Origin of the sequence: Pigmentiphaga litoralis (assembly GCF_014651835.1) — a bacterium.
GTDB lineage: Bacteria > Pseudomonadota > Gammaproteobacteria > Burkholderiales > Burkholderiaceae_B > Pigmentiphaga > Pigmentiphaga litoralis.
Genome location: NZ_BMXQ01000001.1, coordinates 3,754,342 through 3,773,139, shown reverse-complemented (window position 1 = coordinate 3,773,139; position 18,798 = coordinate 3,754,342). Strand labels below are relative to the sequence as shown.

Below are 18,798 nucleotides of genomic sequence, written 5' to 3'. Positions count from 1 at the left end.
CTCCTTTTTGTTAGTGGGCTGACGGCGCGTGTGCGGCGAGGTCGGCTAACCAATGATGAACGGCGGCGACGTCGGGCAGGCGGCAGGGCGCTTGGGTCGGACCTTCGCCGACCTTGACGCCGATGCCGCCGCGATCTCCACCGCCACTCAGGCGGCGCAGCGCGGCAAAGCCTTTTTCGTCGGTCAGGTCGTCGCCCAGAAAGACAGCGCGTCGTCCGGCGAACGGGGCTTCCTGCATGAAGGCGGCAATGGCGCTGCCCTTGTCGAGGCCGCGGGGTTTGATTTCGACCACCATCTTTCCGGGTTGCACTGTGAACGAGCGGCGGCGCGGCGCAATCAGGGTGATCGCGAGCCTGCGCACGGCGTCGGCGTGTTCGGGTGCCTGGCGGTAATGGATGGCAATGCCGATGCCCTTGTCCTCAAGGAGCAATCCTGGGGTGGCATCCACGAAGGCTTGCGCGGCGTGGCGCATGACGGCGACTTCATTGCGATCGACGTCGAAGCGGCGGATGGTGCCGTCCAGGCTGCGCCGCTCTGCGCCGTGCAAACCGGCGGCGGGCAGGTTCAGGGGGGCAAGGTAGTGGTCGATTTCTGCGATGGGACGACCCGAGACGAGCGCCAGGGCGCCCCCGGTTCGTGCAGCAAGATCGCGCAACGAATGGCGCACGGGGTCGGGCAGGTGGACGAGATCAGGGCGCGGTGCGAGATCGACTAGGGTGCCGTCAAAATCGAGGAATAGCGCCAGACCGTCAATGGAAGTAGGCAGTTGGTGCATGCTTGCGATTATGCGCGCACGAACGTAAGGAAGGTTTAAGGCTCGGTAACAGACTGCTGGATTCGTCGTGCACGCAAGGGGTCGGATTGGCTCGACCGTAGATGGCGCAGCTGCAATAAAAAGGACCGGCATAAGCATTGCTGCCTGTGCCGGCCTGGAGCGAGCCGAGTCAGAAGTCCAGGTGGTATCGCGCCATCGAACGTGGCGCTACCGCCTTACTCCCTGAAGCCGAAATCGAATACCGCATACCCGCCATGCCGGTGGAAGTGATGCATGGACGGATGCTGTTCCTTGACGAAGTCCGGATATTGCACCGCGCCGCTTTCTTCCCGATACGTGGTCGGCGTAAGTTCGACGATGCGGTTCAAGGACAGGCCTTTGCCATAGTGGCAGAAGCCCTGGTATTGCGCGGTGCGAACGATGTCACCGTTCTCGGTGATGATGATGCCGCCGTTGCGTGCCTTGTCGGGATCGCAGACGATCGGGTTCAAGGCATGCGGCGTCCATTCCGTCGACGTGGGCGAGTCCGCGTAGAACGCGAACAGTTCGTCGCTGTGGCTGCTGTTGTTGGTGCGATCAATATTGGTCAGCATCCACCAGCGCTTGTCGTGCGGGAAGAGGATGGTGTCGACCGCCGAGATATCGCGCATCAACGTCGTTGCCAGTTCCCATTTCAATGGGAATTCGGTACATCGCCAGAGTTCGATCGTGCGGTTGCCGCAGGTCTCGGGCAGCATGTACAGCTCGCCTTCATGTTCGAACAGGAAGGGGAACGACAGGTGATACGGCAAGTCCAGCACGACGCCCAGGAACTCGAATTGTCCGTCTTTGCAGACAGCTGCCGAGATCTTGCCGCGGCCTTCCGCAAAGGCATAGTCTTCGAAGAAAATGTAGGGCTGGCCTTGATGCGTGTAGACGAACGGGTCCGCAAAGAAGCGGCCTTTCGGTGGACGCAGCGTGGCCGGGATGGCGCCGGTGGGCGTGCCATTGGTGAGCGCGACGCGCCACACCACGTCTTTCTTTTGATACCGGCGCATCAGCATGCCGGCCATGACGGACGACTGGCGCGTGACGTAGCTCGCAATCTGCCAGCCTGGCTTGAGCGCCTGTTTGTTGCGCTTGGACAAGGCATGCGGTGCAGGCACACGGGACCCGCGGGACTGCGCGGCGGGTGCGGCGTCGAGTTCAGCCAGCACGTCGAGCAGGGCGAGATTGCCCAGGCTCAGCGCGCGGGCCTTGTTCTTCAGCCAATAGAATTCGGTATTGAAGCTGCGCGAGATGACACGTTCGTCACTGGCCGCATCGGCGCCAAGGCGCACGATCGACAGCGTGGAGTGATCGCGGGCGCCGCGCACTTCCCAGAAGCCGGCATGGCGATCGGTGCTCAGCGACATGTCGGAATGCTGGATGGTCCAGGTGCCCAGGCGCGGCATGTTGACGACGTCGCCCCGCACGATCGGCATGCCCAGCACGAGCACGAGGTCGAACTCGCCCGAGGCCCGCAGCTGGCGGGTATCGTCGGTGGTCCACTCCCGTGGCGCGGTCGCCGACGGCGTAACGACCAGACCACGCACCCGGGCATTCGGAACCTGGGGACGCATGTCTTCGCGATGGAACAGCTGCACTTCGGCCGCGTTCAACAAATGCGATTCTGCACGCTGCAAGGCGCCAAGCGCGAGGTCGGACAGCTTTTCGGAAAGCGAGTCCTTGGGGAGTTCATTGATCTGATACTCCGCCAGTATCAGAGTCAAACTTTCGGTGTCCGGATCTTCGGACAATCGAACAGCCAGATCGCGAATCCAGCCCGGTTGGTCGATGCGGTCAATGAGTAGACCGATCCGACGTTTCCGTGTTCCTGTTGTGTGCATGACGCCCCCTTGAAGGCTTACACCTGTCTTTGCGCAGGGTTTCAGTGGTTCGGGCCCGGCATTCGGTGATGTCGGCAAGTGGGGTCATGCTGCGCCCGGAACCCCTGTGAAGCCAGCGTGCGATCGGCCTAGGGCGAACGTCGGTGCAATCCCACGGATCGCTTAGCGGATGGCTACGGACGAGCCGTTATGGACGAGCGCCGTTTGGGGTGGAGGCTGAGATGAGATACGCAGTAAACGGGGCTGAATCTAAACTGAATATGCACCTAGCGTACGTACGAACTCGTGCACTGACGCGGGTTTCGCGCTCAGCGGCAGATAGTCTCAAAAGTTGAGGTAATTGTTCGCGAGGTGGAACGAGAGGTGGGGCTGGCCGCCCAAGAGGGGACGGCCAGCAGGACGAGAAATTATTTGATTTTTGCCGGGTCCTTGACGGCTTCTATCTTGTCGAACGGCACGTTGTACAACGCGCCGTTGACCCGTTCAACTTTGCTGATATAGATGTTCTGGACGATCTCGCGCGTGGCGCCATCGAGCATGACCGGACCGCGCGGGCTCTCCCACTTCAGGTTCTTCATGGCGGCCAGCAGCGTATCGCCCTTTGCGTCGCCCTTGGTGGCTGCCAGCGCGGCGTAGATGACGTGCATGCCGTCATAGCCGCCCACGCTGTGGAAGTTCGGACGCAGGCCGTTGTTGGCCTTGCCGAAGGCCTCGACATAGGTCTTGTTGGCCGGCGTGTTCAGCGCCGCCGTGTAGTTCATCGAGGTCACGACGCCCATCGCGGCGTTGCCCATGTCGTTCAGCAGATCGTCGTCGGTCACGTCGCCGGTGCCGATCAGCTTGATGCCGGCCTTGTCCAGACCGCGCTCGGTAAACTGCTTCATGAACGCGGCGCCGACACCCGACGGCACGAACACAAAGACCGCATCGGGCTTGGCGTCACGCACACGTTGCAGGAAGGGCGCGAAGTCCGGGTTGCGCACGGGGACGCGGATCTCTTCGGCGATCGTTCCGCCACCGGCCGTGAATACCTTCTTGAAGGAGTCCTGTGCGTCGATGCCCGGACCATAGTCGGACACCAGCGTCACGACCTTCTTGATGCCGTTCTTGGGCGCCCATTGCGCGATGCCCAGGGTGGCTTGCGGCAGGGTGAAGCCGGTGCGCACGATGTACGGCGACTGTTCGGTGATCATGGCGGTGGCAGCGGCCATCACGACCATCGGCACCTTGGCCTGCGTGGCGATCGGGGCCGTCGACAGCGCGAGCGGCGTCAGGCCGAAGCCGGCCAGCACGTTCACCTTGTCGTTCACGACCAGTTCCTGCGCCATGCGTTTGGTGGTGTCGGCCACGCTGGCGTCGTCGCGCACGATCAGTTCGATCTTCTTGCCGGCGACGGTGGAGCCGTGCTGCGCCATGTACAGGCGGGCGGCGGCCTGGATCTGGCGGCCGGTGGACGCGAACGGACCGGTCATCGGCAGGATCAGGCCGACCTTGACGACTTCCTGGGCCTGGGCCGGCGTTGCAGCCGCGCCCATTGCCATGATGGCCGCAGCGAGTTTGAGCAGATTGCGTTTGTTATTCATGAGATCTCCGTAAAACGTGTGGGGTGAGCCGGGCGCGCGCTACGGCATCGCACGTCGCGGCAGGCGCAGGAATCGCCTGAGCAGGCTCTGGCGGAATCGTAGCGGGTTTCCAGGGGGAATCCCCAGGATGTAAACCCGAATATGACCGGGATTTCCCCGTGGGGATGGCCGAGGGGGCGGCGGGTGCCTGCCAGGGGCCGAAGGACCCTGTTGCGTTCGCTTGCGGCTGCCTCGGGCCGTAATGGCTATGATGGAAGCGCCTGAGCCGTGTCGCCTTCCGGCCGCGCCTTTTAATGGATACCTTATGACCTCATCCCAAGACAACGTCAGCATGGCGGTGTTCTGCGACTTCGAAAACGTCGCCCTCGGCGTGCGGGACGCCCAATACGAAAAGTTCGACATCAAGCTGGTGCTTGAGCGCCTGCTGCTCAAGGGCAGCATTGTCGTCAAGAAAGCCTATTGCGACTGGGACCGCTACAAGAACTTCAAGGCGACCATGCACGAGGCCAATTTCGAGCTGATCGAGATTCCCCACGTGCGCCAGTCGGGCAAGAATTCGGCCGACATCCGCCTTGTGGTGGACGCGCTGGACCTTTGCTATACCAAGTCGCATGTCGACACCTTCGTGATCGTCAGCGGCGATTCAGACTTTTCGCCGCTGGTGTCCAAGCTGCGCGAGAACGCCAAGAAGGTGATCGGGGTGGGCGTGAAACAGTCCACGTCGGACCTGCTGATCGCCAACTGCGACGAATTCATCTTTTACGACGACCTGGTCCGCGAGATCCAGCGCGCCGCGGCCAAGCGCGAGACGCGCGCGGTCCAGGCCGCGCCGGCCCGCCGCACCCGTGAGGACGAGCCGGCCAAGAAGCGCCGCGACGATGTCGACACGCGCCGCACTACGGCGGTCGAGATCGTGTCCGAAACCTTCGAGGCCCTGGTGGCCGAACGGGGCGACAGCGGCAAGATCTGGGCGTCGGTGCTCAAGGAAGCCATCAAGCGCCGCAAGCCCGATTTCAACGAGGCCTACTACGGCTTCCGGGCCTTTGGCAACCTGCTGGAAGAAGCGCAGTCGCGTGGCCTGCTGGAAGTCGGTCGTGACGACAAATCCGGCACCTTCGTCTACCGCGGCAATGGCGCGGGAACGTCGGTGGCCCCGGACAGTGCGTTGGTCGATGCGCCCGAGGAATCGTCGGCACGCGGCGAACCCCGTCGGCGTGGCCGCGGCAGCCGCCGCAACGAGCGCCGCGATGACGATACGCCAGGCCTGTTCGAGGATGGCGGCGATGCCATGGCCGCGAACTTTGTGTCGCATGACCTGACCGAACCGGTGGTGGACAAGCCTGTCGGGACGGGCCACCCGCTGCCGGATGTGCGTTTCGACGCCGAGGCCTTGCAGGAGGCGGCGCGGTCGCACAATGACGATGACGATGACGAGTTCGTGGATGACCCGTTCGATGGTCGCAGCAATGCGCGACGCAGCGATGCGCGGTCGGAACCCGTGCAGTCGGATTACCGGCTGGCGGATGACGACGACGTGGAGGACGATGACCCGCCCACGCCCTTGGCGAGGGGCACCCGTGCACCGCGGGGCAGCCGGGCACATGCGGTGGAGGCCGGTGCCGATGACGTTATGGCGGACGGTGCAGGTACCGATGATGCCGCCACCGGGGGCGCCATGGCCAGTGATGCAACGACCAACGATGCGGCCGCGCCGGCGCCTGGCAATCGCCGGCAGCCACGCGGCCGACGCAAGGCCGGGGCTGCCGCAAAGACGTCGGCGGATGCCGCGGACGAGGGATCGTCCGATGCCGCTGCGCCTGCTGACGCCCCCGCTTTTTCGCAGGCCGATGCCGATGTGTCGGGCGGTGCAGCCGGCGTGCGGTTGGGCATGGATGAATCGCCCGCTCCGGTAGGCCGTCGCCCGGGCCGCAATGCGCAGCGGCGGCGCAGTAATGCCGAGACGACGCCGTCGTCGGACGCCTCGTCGACCCCGGGCATGCCGGAGTCGGTTGAAGGCGGAGCGGGTTCGGCCCCTGCGGCGGCTGAGCAGGGGGATGACGCCCGGCCGGCATCCGCGGGGACTGGCAACGCTGGCAACCCGGGCGATACCGGCACTCCCGGCACTCCCGACAATCTCGGCGCTGCGGACGGCAACACTGCCGGCGGCACGGCCGATAACGGCGACAGCACGGGCGACACCGCCGCCCCCGCCAAACGCGCCGCCAAGTCCGCGCGCAAATCGCCTCGCCCGGCCCCGGCACGCAGCCGCCTTCCGCGCAAACCCAAGGAAGGCTGACAGCGTCGCGGCGGCTTGGCCGGCCCGTAGATCGGCCGGCCTGCCTGCCTGCCCCCGCGCCGCTGCAATCCCGCCACTGTCATCCTGCGATCACGGCCGCCAACCGTTTGGCGGCGTCCGGCTCACCGAGCCTGACCCCGTCGACGGCGGCAAGCAGGGCGTACAGCCGGGCATCTTCGCGCGCCGCGTCGGGCGCAGACCAGAACAGTGGTACGACAGCCGGTCCGCCGCCTCGTCCGGCCGGATCTGGCCACACGGGCGCCAAGGCATCGCCTGCGGTCAGCCGCGCCGGACCGGGTATGGCGGCGCCGCCGGTCATCATCCCGCGCGTCAGGGGCCCCGGGGTTGCCGGGTAGACATAACGCAGCCCGTGCGTCAGGAATTCAATCAATGCCGGCCGCACCGGCAGCGGAATATCCGTGCGCACGTCGCGCCTGGCCAGGCCATTGGCAAAGCTGCGCTGCAAGGACAAGGCCACTTCGGACTTGCTGATGCCCGTGGACAAGGCCAGCGCCCGCACGCTGTGCAGGGCGATCAACGCCGGATCGGTCCAGTCGTCCCGCTCGGGCGTCTGGATGCTGACCAGCTTGAGCAGCAGCAGGATGTCTTGAGGTTTCATGCAGGAACAGTAGCGGACGGCGGAAATGACTGCAGAAATGACTGCAGAAATGAATGCAGAAATGACTGCAGGAAACGGTCACGGCGCGCGTCCCTGAGTCGGGGACAGTTCCGCCAGTGTAGCCGTCAGCGCCACGGCCCTGCCCGCCTGGCCCAGTCACCGTCAAACACCAGGCAACTGCCCGGCACCCCGTCGTCGTGCCCTTGCCTGCGCATCATCGCCCGCCGGCAACGCCATCACGCGTCCACGACCACCTGAAACCCCCCGTAGATCATCCGCTTGCCATCGAACGGCATGGGCTCCACGTCGGACTTCAGCCTGGGGTCGTTCATGACCTTGTCCATGCCCACGTCCCGTACGGCTTTCGACGGCCACACGATCCACGCAAATACGACCGTCTCGTCGTCGCCCCGTTTCACCGCCATGGGAAACGACGTCAGCGTGCCCTCGGGCACATCGTCTCCCCAGCATTCCACCACCTGCAACGCCCCGAAGTCCTTGAAGACTTCGGCCGCCCGTTCGGCATGGGCAATGTATTGCTCGCGATTGGCGTTGGGTACGGCGGCTACAAATCCATCGATGTAGTTCATGACGTCTCCTGATGCAAAGAAGGCGCCGGTGGCGGCTGCCCCGGCGTGGAAGGCGCGGCGCGCCTTCCTACCCCTTCGACGATCGGGAACTCGTCAGATCGACACGATGCATGACGATCCGAACCACTCAGGCATCACGCCCGCAGTTTCCTCGCGAGATCCGCCAGCCGATAGGGTTTATTGATGAACGCAAACTGATCGAGGTCGTCGAAGTCGGTCTTCAATGCAGGCAAGGGGTAACCGGACGCCAGCACCACTTTCACCCCTGGCGCGATGCCCAGCGACAGCCGGGCCAGCTCGATGCCGCTCATGCCCTGGGGCATGACCACGTCGGTGAACAGGATGTCGATGTCATTGCGGCGGCGCAGCAGTTCCAGCGCGTCCGGCCCGTTGCTGGCGGTGATCACCGCGTAGCCGATGCTGCGCAGCAGTTCGGCTGCGGCATCCATGACGTCGGGTTCGTCATCGACCAGCAGCACGGTTTCGACGGTGGTGTCCGGACTGGCATCGGCGTCGGCGGGGGCGTCGCCGGCAATGGCAGGCAGGTAGGCCGTGACAGTGGTGCCGTGGTCGGGCGATGTATCCAGGGCGATGTCGCCGCCCGACTGCACAAAGAACCCGTAGACCTGGCTCAGGCCAAGGCCGGTGCCCTTTCCCACCGCCTTGGTGGTGAAGAAGGGCTCGAAGGCGCGCGCGGCCACGTCGGGCGGCATGCCCGATCCGGTGTCGCGCACCGACACTTTCACATACGGTCCGGCCGGCAGACGCCCCACGGCATGTTCCGCAAGGTCGACGTCGACGGTGGAAATGATCAGTTCGCCGCCCTCGGGCATGGCGTCGCGTGAATTGACGACCAGGTTCAGCAGCGCCGCTTCGAAACGCGCGGCGTCGACCTGCACCAGGCGCAGTTGCGGCGCCAGGTTCAGATCAAACCGTACTGATGAATTTCCGGCGCGCTGCAGGACGGATTCGAAGCCGCGAATGACGGTGTTCAGGTTATGCGTGTCGACCTTCAAGGGTTGCTGGCGGGCGAACGACAGCAGCTGCTGAGTCAGTGTGGCGCCCCGGTCGACGGCGCGCCGCATGGCGTCCAGGATGCGCACGTCGGCATGCTCATGCAGCCGCGTGGCCAGTACTTCCAGGCTGTTCGATACGACCGACAGCAGGTTGTTGAAGTCATGCGCAACCCCGCCTGTCAGCTGGCCGATCGCTTCCATTTTTTGCGCCTGGAACAGCGCGGTGTTCGCGCGTTCCAGGGCTTCGGCAGCCAGCTTGCGTTCGGTGACGTCACGCGTCACTTTCGCAAAGCCGACCAGCTCGCCCTGCTCGTGAATTGCATCGACCACCACATGCGCCCAGAAGCGCGTTCCGTCCTTGCGCACGCGCCAGCCTTCCTGTTCGTAGCGGCCTTCTCTTGCGGCCAGCGCCAGGCTGCGCGTCGGCACGCCGTCCTCGCGATCGCTCTCGGTATAGAAACAGGAAAAATGCATGCCGATGGCCTCGGTCGAGCTGTATCCCTTGATCCGTTCGGCGCCCTGGTTCCAGTTGGTCACCACCCCTTCGGGCGACAGCATGTAGATGGCGTAATCGGTCACGCCTTGCACCAGGCGACGGAATTGATCTTCGCTCTTGCGCAGCGCGTCCTGCGCCGCCTTGCGATCGGTGATGTCGCGCGTGATCTTGCCGTAGCCGATCAGCACGCCCTGATCGTTGCGAATCGCATCGATCACCACACTGGTCCAGAAGCGGGTGCCATCGCGACGCACCCGCCAGCCTTCGGATTCGAAGCGGCCTGTCTCGCGCGCGATGGTCAGCGCCCTGGCCGGCAGGCCGCTTGCGCGGTCGTCATCGGTATAGAACACGGAAAAATGCTGGCTGATGATCTGGTGCGGCAGATACCCCTTGAAGCGTTGAGCGCCCAGGTTCCAGCTGCTCACATAGCCATCGGGATCCAGCATGTAGATCGCATAGTCGGTGACACCCTCCACGAGGAGGCGGATACGTTCGGACTCCGCGAGATCGCGCAAGGTCTGGGGAGGCGGGCTGGTCATCGAAGTAGCGGTTCCGTCAAGAAGATTCGTGGTGCGGGCGTGATGCCATGACGTCCTGGCCGGCCGATAATCTCACAGATTTCTTACGCAGTCGCAAGAGACGGTACAGCCGATAGGGCTTTTGCACGATCGTCGAGTATCCATCCGGCCGCCTTCTCGGCAATCATCAGCGTGGGCGAATTGGTGTTGCCGCTGACGATGGTGGGCATGATGCTGGCGTCCACCACGCGCAGTCCCGCGACCACACCGCCCCGGCCATTCCGCACGCGCAGGCGCGCGTCGACCACGGCATGCGCATCATCCAGACGGCCCATGCGGCAGGTGCCCACCGGATGGAAGATGGTCGTGGCAATGTCGCCTGCCAGGGTGGCCAAGGCTTCATCCGACTGGTACTGCAGACCGGGCTTGAATTCCTCAGGCATGAAGGGCGCAAGCGCCGGCTGCGCAACGATCCGACGCGTCACCCGCAAGGAATCCGCGGCAACCTTGCGGTCTTCTGGCGTGCTGAGATAGTTGGGCGCAATGGCAGGCGCATCGCTCGCGCGCGGGCTGCGCAGCGTGACGCTGCCGCGGCTGGTCGGATTCAGGTTGCACACGCTGGCGGTAAATGCGTCAAAACGGTGCAGCGGCTCGCCAAAGGCATCAAGGCTCAGCGGCTGCACATGGAATTCCAGATTAGGATGCGGCTGGTCGGGTGAGCTGCGGGTGAAGGCGCCCAGCTGACTCGGCGCCATGCTCATTGGACCCGTACGGTACAGCGAGTATTCCAGGCCGATACGTGCCTTGCCCCACAAGGTCGACGCCAGCGTGTTGAGCGTGCGCGTATTGCGCAGCGTGAATACCGCGCGGATCTGCAGGTGGTCCTGCAAATTGGCCCCCACGCCGGGCAGGTCGTGACGCGGCGTGACGCCATGCCGCGCCAGCAAGGCGGCAGGACCCAGCCCCGACAATTGCAGCAGATGCGGCGACCCGATGCTGCCCGCCGACAGCACGACTTCGCTGCGGGCGGTCACGTCGATCCGCCGCCCGTCACGCACCACCGTGGCCCCGGTGCAGCGCGTGCTGCCATCGGGTTGCGAGGTCATGGTCAGGCCCTGCACATGCGTGCGTGTCCACAGGGTAAAGTTGCGCCGCTGCATGCAGATGGGACGCAGGAATGCCTTGGCCGTGTTCCACCGCCAGCCATTCTTCTGGTTGACCTCGAAGTAGCCTACCCCTTCGTTGTCGCCCTGGTTGAAGTCATCGGACGCCGGAATGCCGGCCTGTTCGGCCGCCTTTGCAAAGGCATCCAGGATGTCCCACCGCAGCCGCTGTTTTTCGATGCGCCATTCGCCGCCCGCGCCGTGCAGGGCGTTGGCGCCGCGGTAGTGGTCTTCATGTTTCATGAAGGCGGGCAGGACGTGATTCCACCGCCAGGTGTCGTCGCCGGTCGCCTTGGCCCAGCCGTCGTAGTCCCGCGCCTGGCCGCGCATGTAGATCATGCCGTTAATGCTGGAGCATCCCCCCAGGGTCTTGCCACGCGGGTAGCGCAGGCTGCGGCCGTTCAGGCCGGCGTCGGGTTCGGTGGCATAGAGCCAGTCGGTGCGCGGGTTGCCGATGCAGTACAGATAACCGACCGGAATGTGGATCCAGTGGTAGTTGTCGTTGGACCCCGCTTCGATCAGCAACACCCGGCAGGCCGGATCCGCGCTCAGCCGGTTTGCCAGCAGGCACCCGGCCGACCCCGCGCCAATGATGATGTAGTCGAACGCTGCGGAGTCGGTCATGAAAGCTCGCCCGGGAAGGAAGAAGGAATCCCGGCGACGATATCAGTTGCTGAGCGGTGGATTGCAGCGTCTAGGGTATGCCCCAGGCTCATCCAGGATCGGGGAAACCACGTATCGCCTGCGAGCGGCTTGCGCTACGGTAAGCGCTTCCTTGGTAGCCGGCCCGCCGTCATGCTGGATCTGAACGAATTCGTCACCTTCGCGGCGGTTGCCGACCTGGGCAGCTTTTCGCGCGCCGCGGCCAAGCTCGACCTGTCGAAGGCGCTCGTCAGCAAGCACATTGCCGACCTGGAGCGCACCCTGGGCGTGAAGCTGGTGAACCGCACCACGCGCCGCGTCGGCCTGACCGCGGCGGGCGAGATCTTCCATCGGCGGTGCCACGAACTGATCGCCCACGCCAACGGTGCACGGCACGAGCTCGAGCAGTTTCGCGATGCGCCCGGCGGCACGGTCAAGGTCAGCGCGTCGATCTCATTCGGCCGCCTGCATCTGGTGCCGGCCATCGCGCGCTTCCTGAAGCGCTACCCGAATGTATCGATCGAACTCGAGCTCAGCGAAAAGTTTGCCGACCTGGTCAGCGGCAACACCGACGTCGTGGTGCGGCAGGCCGAAGAACCGCGCTTGCTGTCGTTCGTTGCGCGGCGTCTGCTCCCCTTGCGGCAGGTCGTGTGCGCCACGCCGGCGTACCTGGAACGGCACGGCCGGCCTGCCACCCCCGAGGACCTGACGCGTCACAACTGCATTGTGCGGACCACGAACAGCAAGGGGGAATGGCGGTTCGAAGGCCCGTCGGGATCGCAGACGATCCGGGTCACGGGCAACCTGCGTGCCAACAATGCCGACGCGGTATTGCAGGCCGTGTTGCAGGACCTGGGCATTGGCGCCATGCCATCGATGGTGGCGGGCGATCCGCTGCGCGACGGCCGGCTGGAACGGCTGCTGCCGGATCATGCGTTGCCTGACCTGGTGCTGTATGCCGCGTATCTGCCCAACCCCACCATGGCCACGTGCGTGCACACCTTCGTGGACTTTCTGGGCGGGGCGTTCGGGCAGCCGCCGTATTGGGATGAAGGCCTGGGCTTGTGGCCGGCGGGTGACCGGCGTGGCGGTGACCGCGCCTAGGGCTTGGCGAGCGCCACGCAGCGGATCGCCAGGATGGTGGTCGGGTCCACGAACGCCACCGTCGTCCCGGCCAGTTCCACTGCGGGGGCATGCGCGGCGATCAGCGGCAGCTCGGTGCACCCCAGGATCAGCACCCGCGCGCCGCGGCCCACCAGGTGCCCGGCCGCGGTCATCAACTGGTCGACGCACACCCCTTCAGACCACCCCGCTTTGACGCCATGCTCGCCATAGATGGCGCTTGTCACCAGGTCCTGGTGCGCGGGGTCGGGCACGATCAATTGCAGGCCGACGGCATCGGCCGCGTCGTGATACACGCGGCTGGCCACCGTGCCTGCCGTGGCCAGCAGGCCGATCGGGAGGTCGGCGCCGTGCACCCGGCGGATGTACGCCACCGTCTCGGTCAACATGTTGACGATGAGGATCGTCAGATGGGGTTCAATGCGTTCAACGAAGGCATGCGCCGTGTTGCACGGAATCGCAATGGCATGCGCCCCTTCGCTTTCCAACCGCTTGCAGGTCGCGTACAGCGCGACGCTCGGGTCGGCCTCCTGGTGCAACAGATGCGCGGTGCGATCGGGGATTTGCGGGTTCTGTTCGACCACCATCTTGATGTGGTCCTGATCGCGCCCGGCGGGTGTGTGCCTGACCACCTTGCCCATGAAGTCCACGGTGGCGGCCGGACCGATGCCGCCGACAATGCCCAGCTTGAAGGGCGCAGGCGCTGCCACGGTGCGCGATCGGGTGGCGTAGTCGGCGTACACCTCGTTGACGTCCACAAAGGGCACGCCGCGTTGCTGCAAGGACGAGCTGACCAATGACAGTTCCGTCATGCCCGGCAGCACCAGTTCGGCGCCCTGCCCCATCACGTCCAGGCTGGCGCTTTCCACGTATTCCAATGCGGGTCCATCCAGGCGCCCGGCCTTGATGCCCTGCGCGCCATAGACCGCGTCCATCAAGTGTTCCTGCGCCGCGGCGCCGGGGTACACCAAGGTGTAGCGGTCACCGAAATACCGCTCGAACAGCCGGCTCTGGCGCACGTAGTCCGAGGTCAGCACACCCAGGCGCGTCGGCTGCAGCGGACTGCGATCCACGTGCTCGCGCAGACCCGCCATCATGTCGATCAGGGCGATGCCCAGTTCGGCCTGCAGTTCGTCGCGAAAGGTATGCGTCGCGAAACACGGCAGCAGCACGGCGTCCACCTTGCGGGTCTGGAAGGACTGGCAGACCTGGAACACATAGAACTTGCGCGACGTCATGCTCGCGTGCGGCGTGAGCGGCACCGACACGTCCTTGAACGGGTGCTGTTCGAACAGGAAGTGGTAGGTGCCCTGGTCGGCCAGCACCGGCTGGCTCTTGACCAGCTTCAGAAACAGGTCTGCACCCGCCAGTGACCCGAGCCCGCCGATGATGCCCAGGAAGGTGTTCGCTTGGGGGTCGGTAGAAAGCGGCATGGCAGGGGTCCGTGAAGGTCGGGGGTGATGCAGTCTACCGGTTCCCGGGGGATCTCGGCTGCGCCGGGAGCGGATCACCCCGATCCGGTGAACACACTGTTCACCGTAAGCCGTTGCGGATGTCATCGGGTTTGACCACACTGTGTCGCATCCGTGGCGCAAGACTGCGGACCGGTATACACGCCGGCGCATCGGCGGTCTGGAGACACGCATGGTCATGCAACGCCTGATGGCAGCGATCGCTGCCCTGCTGCTGGGGGTCGCTCCGGCAGTCGCGCAGACCGAGAAGGCCTGGCCCGACAAGCCGATCAATCTGGTGGTGGGATTCACGCCGGGCGGACCCAGCGACGTGCTGGCGCGGCTGGTGGGCAAGAAGATGGGCGACGCGCTGGGGCAGACGGTGGTGGTGGTGAGCCGGCCCGGCGCGGGCGGCAACATCGCGGCGGCGGCGGTGGCCAAAAGTGCGCCGGATGGCTACACCTGGCTGTTCGGCAACAACTCGATCCTGTCGACCAATGCGGCCCTGTACAAGACGCTGCCCTTCGATCCCGAAAAGGACTTTGACGCCGTCGGACTGGTGGCGGTGCAGCCGAGCATTCTGGTTGTGAACAGCAACGTTCCGGCCAAGTCGGTGCAGGAATTGATCACGCTCATCAAGGCAAAGCCGGGCGAGCTGAACTATGCGTCGTCCGGCGCGGGCGCCGCGGCGCATCTGGTCGGGCAGTGGTTCAAGACGTCGGCCGGGTTGGTGCTGGAGCACGTGCCGTACAAGGGCGCTCAACCGGCGTTGACCGACCTGATCGCCGGACAGGTGCAGATGATGTTCGCGACGTCGGCATCGGCGCTGCCGTATATCAACCAGGGCCGCTTGCGGGCGCTGGCAGTGACGGGGCCGAAACGGATGGACGAGCTGCCGCAGGTGCCGACCATGGTCGAGGCGGGCATGCCGCAGTTCGTGGCCGAGAGCTGGCATGGCATCGTGGTGCCGGTCGGGACACCACCGGCGATCATCCAGCGCATGAACCAGATCATGGTGAACGCGCTCAATAGTGCGGAGGTGCGCGCGCAGTTCCGCGAACTGGGGGTGGATGCCTCGCCCGGCACGCCCGAGGCCTTTGCGTCGTTCATCCGGTCCGAGACACCCAAGTGGACGCGGCTGGTGCAGGACTCGGGCGCGTTCGTGGAATGAGGCGCGATGACCGGGTGAGCAAAAACGGTGCATGATCTGAGCGGACCTCACTTCCTGCGATTGCCTGCCCTGGAACTTCTGCCCATGCCCCTTTCCATGCCGACCCAGACGCCCTCTTCCGACCCGACCCTGCAAGGCGCGCCGCTGTGCGCTGCGCCCGACCCCGCACCGCGCGCGCCCGCGTTGACGGTGCCCACCGGCGGCTGTGACTGCCATGCCCACATCTGCGGCCCGGCCGATCAGTACGCGTATTCACCCGACCGCATCTACACCCCGCCCGACGCGCTGCTGCCGGCCTACCGGTCGATGCTCAGTATGCTGAACCTGACGCGCGGGGTGCTGGTGCAGCCCAGCGTGTACGGCAGCGACAACACGGTGCTAATGGCGGCGCTGCAAGCAGGCGGCGATGCGTTCCGCGGCGTGGCCGTGATCGACGACACGATGGATGCCGACGCGTTGCAGGCCATGCATGCGGCAGGCGTTCGCGGTGTGCGCGTCAACATTGTCGATCGCAAGACCGGCAAGGGCGAACTGCCGATGGATGAGGTGCGCGCCCTGGCGGACCGTATCGCGCCGCTGGGCTGGCATCTGGAACTGCTGATGCACGTCGATGCCTTTCCGGATCTGGCGACGTCGCTGGGCGATTTGCCGGTGCAGCTGGTGTTCGGGCACCTGGGCTACATGGCCCCCGGTGCAAGGGTGGACACGCCCGCGTTCCAGGGGCTGCTCGAGTTGATGGCGCGTGGCCGCGCGTGGGTCAAGCTGACCGGGCCCTACCGCATCTCGACCGGATCGATGCCCTACCCCGATGTGCAGCCGCTGGCCGAAGCTCTGCTGAGGGCAGCGCCCGATCGGGTGGTGTGGGGCAGCGATTGGCCGCACGTGATGGTCAAGCGCGACATGCCCAATGACGGGGACCTGCTCGACCTGTTGCAGACGTGGGCGCCCGATGCGGCCCTGCGGCGCCGCGTGCTGGTCGACAACCCGTCCGCGCTTTACGACTTTCCGCCGCTGCCCTAGGGGCGGCGTTCCCGCTTTGCTTTCCAGGAGTCCACCGTGTCCGCCCACCCGCCGCTTACGCAGAACATCAACCGCCTGTCGCGTCTGGAACTGCCCGGCGCGGGCCAGGTGACCGTGCAGGGCAACCATACCTACGTGGGCCACATCCCGAACAAGGCGGGCCTGGGCACGAGCATCCTGGACGTATCGGACCCGCGCAACCCCCGCATCGTCAGCCAGATCATGCTGGACGATCCGGAGTCGCACACGCACAAGGCGCGGGTGGTTGGCGACATCATGATCGTGAACAACGAACGCAACATGACCTTGATCGGGCGCAAGGCCGACGAGTTGCCCGGGCTGCGAATCAAGCTGCGCGAGCGCTTTGGCCGCGCCGCGACGCACGCCGAACTGGCCGACGCACTGAACGTGCGCGAGGTCGATATCCCGGCGGTCGAGGCCGCCGAAAAGCAGCCCTACGATCGCGGCGGCTTCAAGATCTACGACGTGTCGGACAAGACCCGCCCTCGCCTGCTGTGTCACCAGAAGACCGGCGGCATTGGCGTGCACCGTTTCGACATGGATGAAAACTATGCGTATATCTCTACGGAAATGGCCGGCTATATCGGCAATATCCTGGTGATCTACGACATCCGCAATCCCGTCAAGCCCCAGGAAGTGTCGCGCTGGTGGATTCCGGGCCAGCACCTGGCGGGCGGCGAGACGCCCACCTGGAACGGGCGCCGCACCCGCCTGCATCATGCGCTGCGCTATGGCGATGAGTTGTGGGCGGGCCTGTGGCATGGCGGGGTCGGCATCATCGACATCCGCGACATCACGCGGCCAACCACGCTTGGCATGTACAACTACCATCCGCCCTTCCCCGAGCCATCGCATACCTTCATGCCGCTGGAAAAGCCGATAGGCGGGCGGCGCATCGCACTGGCGATCGACGAAGAAGACCACGCGCACGATGCCGAAGAACTGGACCGCCGCAAGGGCCGGCCCCACGGGTGCCTGTGGGTGATGGATGTGACCGATCCGGCCCACATCCAGGCGCTGTCCAGCTACGAGGTCAGCGAGCTCGATTCCCCGTGGAGCCGCGCGACGCCAGGCCGGTTTGGCGCCCATCAGTTCCAGGAACAGCGCCGCGGCACGATGGTGTATTGCGCCTGGTTCGCGGGCGGCCTGCGGGTGGTGGATGTGGCCGACCCGATGTCACCGCGCGAAGTGGGCTACTTCATTCCGGACCCGGCGGAAGGCCGTGCGGCGCCGCAGACCAATGACGTGTTCGTTGACGATGACAACCGGATCTACATGGTGGACCGGTATGCGGGCTTCGACATTCTTGAGCATGCTCGGTAACGCCAGCGGCCCCGGCGTCGGTGACCCCGGCGCCCCCGGCGAGCCCGGCAAGCCCAGCGAGCGTCAAGCCGGCGTGAACACCTCGTCGGGCATCACCGCGGGCACGAACGCGTCGCAGAAGAAGGCGTCGCGCGGCAGGCCGCGGTCGTCCACGAAGGCCTGCCGTGCGGCCTGGATCATGACGGGCGACCCGCAGGCGTAGACCTCGTGCGCGGCCAGGCTGGCATGGTCGTCCAGCACGGCCTGGTGCACGAAACCGGTGCGGCAGCCCTCCAGGGCCGCGCCGCCCCCGTCGCTATCACTATCCGACAGCACCGGCACGAACCTGAACCACGGATACTTCTGCGCCCACTTGGCGGGCAGGTCCGCCAGGTACACATCGGCCGCCTTGCGCGCGCCCCAGTACAGCGTCATGGGCCGCGTGGTCTTGCGTTTGATGGCGTCTTCAACGATGGCCTTGACCGGCGCAAACCCGGTGCCGCTGGCCAGCAGGATCATGGGCTTGTCGGTCGCGTCGCGCACCGTGAAGTCACCGAAGGGCAAGGTCAGGTCCAGGTAGTGCCCCACCTGCATCTCGCCCGCCAGATGCGCGGTAAAGCGCCCGCCGGCCACGTGCCGGATATGCAGTTCGACGCCATCGTTCTGCTGGGGCGGATTGGCCATCGAGTAGTGCCGCACGGTGCCGTCTTCCAGGCGGGCATGCAGGTACTGCCCGGCCTTGAAGCGCACCTTGGTGCCCGCCGGAAAGCGCAGGTGCACGATCGTGACGTCAGGCGCGGCCTGCGTCAGCTTGTGCACCTTGGCCTTGATCGACTTGGTGGCGTCGGGATTGCGTTTTTCGATATCACGCACGGCGATTGTCAGGTCGGAACAGGCCTGCGCCTGGCAGAGCAGCACGTGGCCTTCGCGGCGTTCGTCATCGCCCAGCACGCCCACGCCGCTGCCGCCTCGCACCTCGCCGGCAACCACCTTGCCGCGGCAACTGCCGCAGATACCGCTGCGACAGGAATACGGGATCTCGTATCCGGCGGCCAGCGCGTTGTCGAGCACCGACCGGGACGCGTCGGCGGCAAAGGCAATGTCGTGATCGGCGATCTGGATGGTGTGTGCCATGGGGGTCTCGG

At 65.3% G+C, this 18,798-nt stretch carries 14 protein-coding genes; 5 read left to right on the top strand and 9 right to left on the bottom strand.

The window, feature by feature from the left end:
* Nucleotides 1-10: 10 nt before the first annotated feature.
* The 3 genes from otsB to IE116_RS17235 all read right to left on the bottom strand — a co-directional run bounded on the left by otsB (nucleotide 11) and on the right by IE116_RS17235 (nucleotide 4,226).
* Entirely contained in the window at nucleotides 11-913 is a 903-nt protein-coding gene (gene otsB / locus IE116_RS17245; RefSeq protein WP_308428247.1) for a trehalose-phosphatase, read from the bottom strand.
* A gap of 77 nt (nucleotides 914-990) precedes the next feature.
* Nucleotides 991-2,526: a glucosamine inositolphosphorylceramide transferase family protein gene (locus IE116_RS17240; protein ID WP_229828250.1), complete on the bottom strand. Its 1,536-nt coding sequence runs from the start codon at nucleotides 2,524-2,526 to the stop codon at nucleotides 991-993.
* Between the two features lie 524 nt (nucleotides 2,527-3,050).
* Complete coding sequence (locus IE116_RS17235) at nucleotides 3,051-4,226, bottom strand: ABC transporter substrate-binding protein (RefSeq protein WP_189614154.1); 1,176 nt, start codon at nucleotides 4,224-4,226, stop codon at nucleotides 3,051-3,053.
* 304 nt (nucleotides 4,227-4,530) lie between these two features.
* On the opposite strand from IE116_RS17235, the gene IE116_RS17230 reads away from it, so the two are divergent.
* Nucleotides 4,531-6,522 carry an NYN domain-containing protein gene (locus IE116_RS17230; protein ID WP_189614153.1) on the top strand — a complete coding sequence of 664 codons (1,992 nt, stop codon included), beginning with the start codon at nucleotides 4,531-4,533 and terminating at the stop codon, nucleotides 6,520-6,522.
* Between the two features lie 79 nt (nucleotides 6,523-6,601).
* On the opposite strand, the gene IE116_RS17225 is transcribed toward IE116_RS17230, so the two are convergent.
* The 4 genes from IE116_RS17225 to IE116_RS17210 form a co-directional block, all read right to left on the bottom strand.
* Nucleotides 6,602-7,141: a hypothetical protein gene (locus IE116_RS17225; RefSeq protein ID WP_189614152.1), complete on the bottom strand. Its 540-nt coding sequence runs from the start codon at nucleotides 7,139-7,141 to the stop codon at nucleotides 6,602-6,604.
* Nucleotides 7,142-7,377: 236 nt separating this feature from the next.
* Nucleotides 7,378-7,731, bottom strand: coding sequence for a DUF1428 domain-containing protein (locus IE116_RS17220; RefSeq protein ID WP_189614151.1), 354 nt, complete (start codon nucleotides 7,729-7,731; stop codon nucleotides 7,378-7,380).
* A gap of 134 nt (nucleotides 7,732-7,865) precedes the next feature.
* Nucleotides 7,866-9,782: a hybrid sensor histidine kinase/response regulator gene (locus tag IE116_RS17215; protein WP_189614150.1), complete on the bottom strand. Its 1,917-nt coding sequence runs from the start codon at nucleotides 9,780-9,782 to the stop codon at nucleotides 7,866-7,868.
* A gap of 83 nt (nucleotides 9,783-9,865) precedes the next feature.
* A complete protein-coding gene (locus tag IE116_RS17210) occupies nucleotides 9,866-11,548 on the bottom strand; it encodes a GMC family oxidoreductase (RefSeq protein WP_189614149.1) in 1,683 nt (560 codons plus the stop codon).
* A 171-nt stretch (nucleotides 11,549-11,719) separates the two neighbouring features.
* Between IE116_RS17210 and IE116_RS17205 the strand changes: the two genes are divergently transcribed.
* Nucleotides 11,720-12,670, top strand: coding sequence for a LysR family transcriptional regulator (locus IE116_RS17205; protein WP_189614148.1), 951 nt, complete (start codon nucleotides 11,720-11,722; stop codon nucleotides 12,668-12,670).
* Here the strand turns inward: IE116_RS17205 and cuyB are convergent.
* Nucleotides 12,667-14,121, bottom strand: a complete 1,455-nt coding sequence (gene cuyB / locus IE116_RS17200) for a cysteate racemase (protein ID WP_189614147.1) — start codon at nucleotides 14,119-14,121, stop codon at nucleotides 12,667-12,669. The genes IE116_RS17205 and cuyB overlap by 4 nt on opposite strands.
* Nucleotides 14,122-14,332: 211 nt before the next feature.
* Between cuyB and IE116_RS17195 the strand changes: the two genes are divergently transcribed.
* From IE116_RS17195 to IE116_RS17185, 3 genes are all read left to right on the top strand, one after another.
* The gene (locus IE116_RS17195) at nucleotides 14,333-15,310 is read left to right on the top strand and encodes a Bug family tripartite tricarboxylate transporter substrate binding protein (protein ID WP_189614146.1); all 978 of its coding nucleotides are present in this window, start codon (nucleotides 14,333-14,335) and stop codon (nucleotides 15,308-15,310) included.
* An 84-nt stretch (nucleotides 15,311-15,394) separates the two neighbouring features.
* Nucleotides 15,395-16,330 carry an amidohydrolase family protein gene (locus tag IE116_RS17190; protein WP_229828249.1) on the top strand — a complete coding sequence of 312 codons (936 nt, stop codon included), beginning with the start codon at nucleotides 15,395-15,397 and terminating at the stop codon, nucleotides 16,328-16,330.
* A 36-nt stretch (nucleotides 16,331-16,366) separates the two neighbouring features.
* The gene (locus IE116_RS17185) at nucleotides 16,367-17,674 is read left to right on the top strand and encodes an LVIVD repeat-containing protein (protein WP_189614145.1); all 1,308 of its coding nucleotides are present in this window, start codon (nucleotides 16,367-16,369) and stop codon (nucleotides 17,672-17,674) included.
* 63 nt (nucleotides 17,675-17,737) lie between these two features.
* On the opposite strand, the gene IE116_RS17180 is transcribed toward IE116_RS17185, so the two are convergent.
* Nucleotides 17,738-18,787 carry a 2Fe-2S iron-sulfur cluster-binding protein gene (locus IE116_RS17180; protein ID WP_189614144.1) on the bottom strand — a complete coding sequence of 350 codons (1,050 nt, stop codon included), beginning with the start codon at nucleotides 18,785-18,787 and terminating at the stop codon, nucleotides 17,738-17,740.
* Between the last annotated feature and the right edge of the window lie 11 nt (nucleotides 18,788-18,798).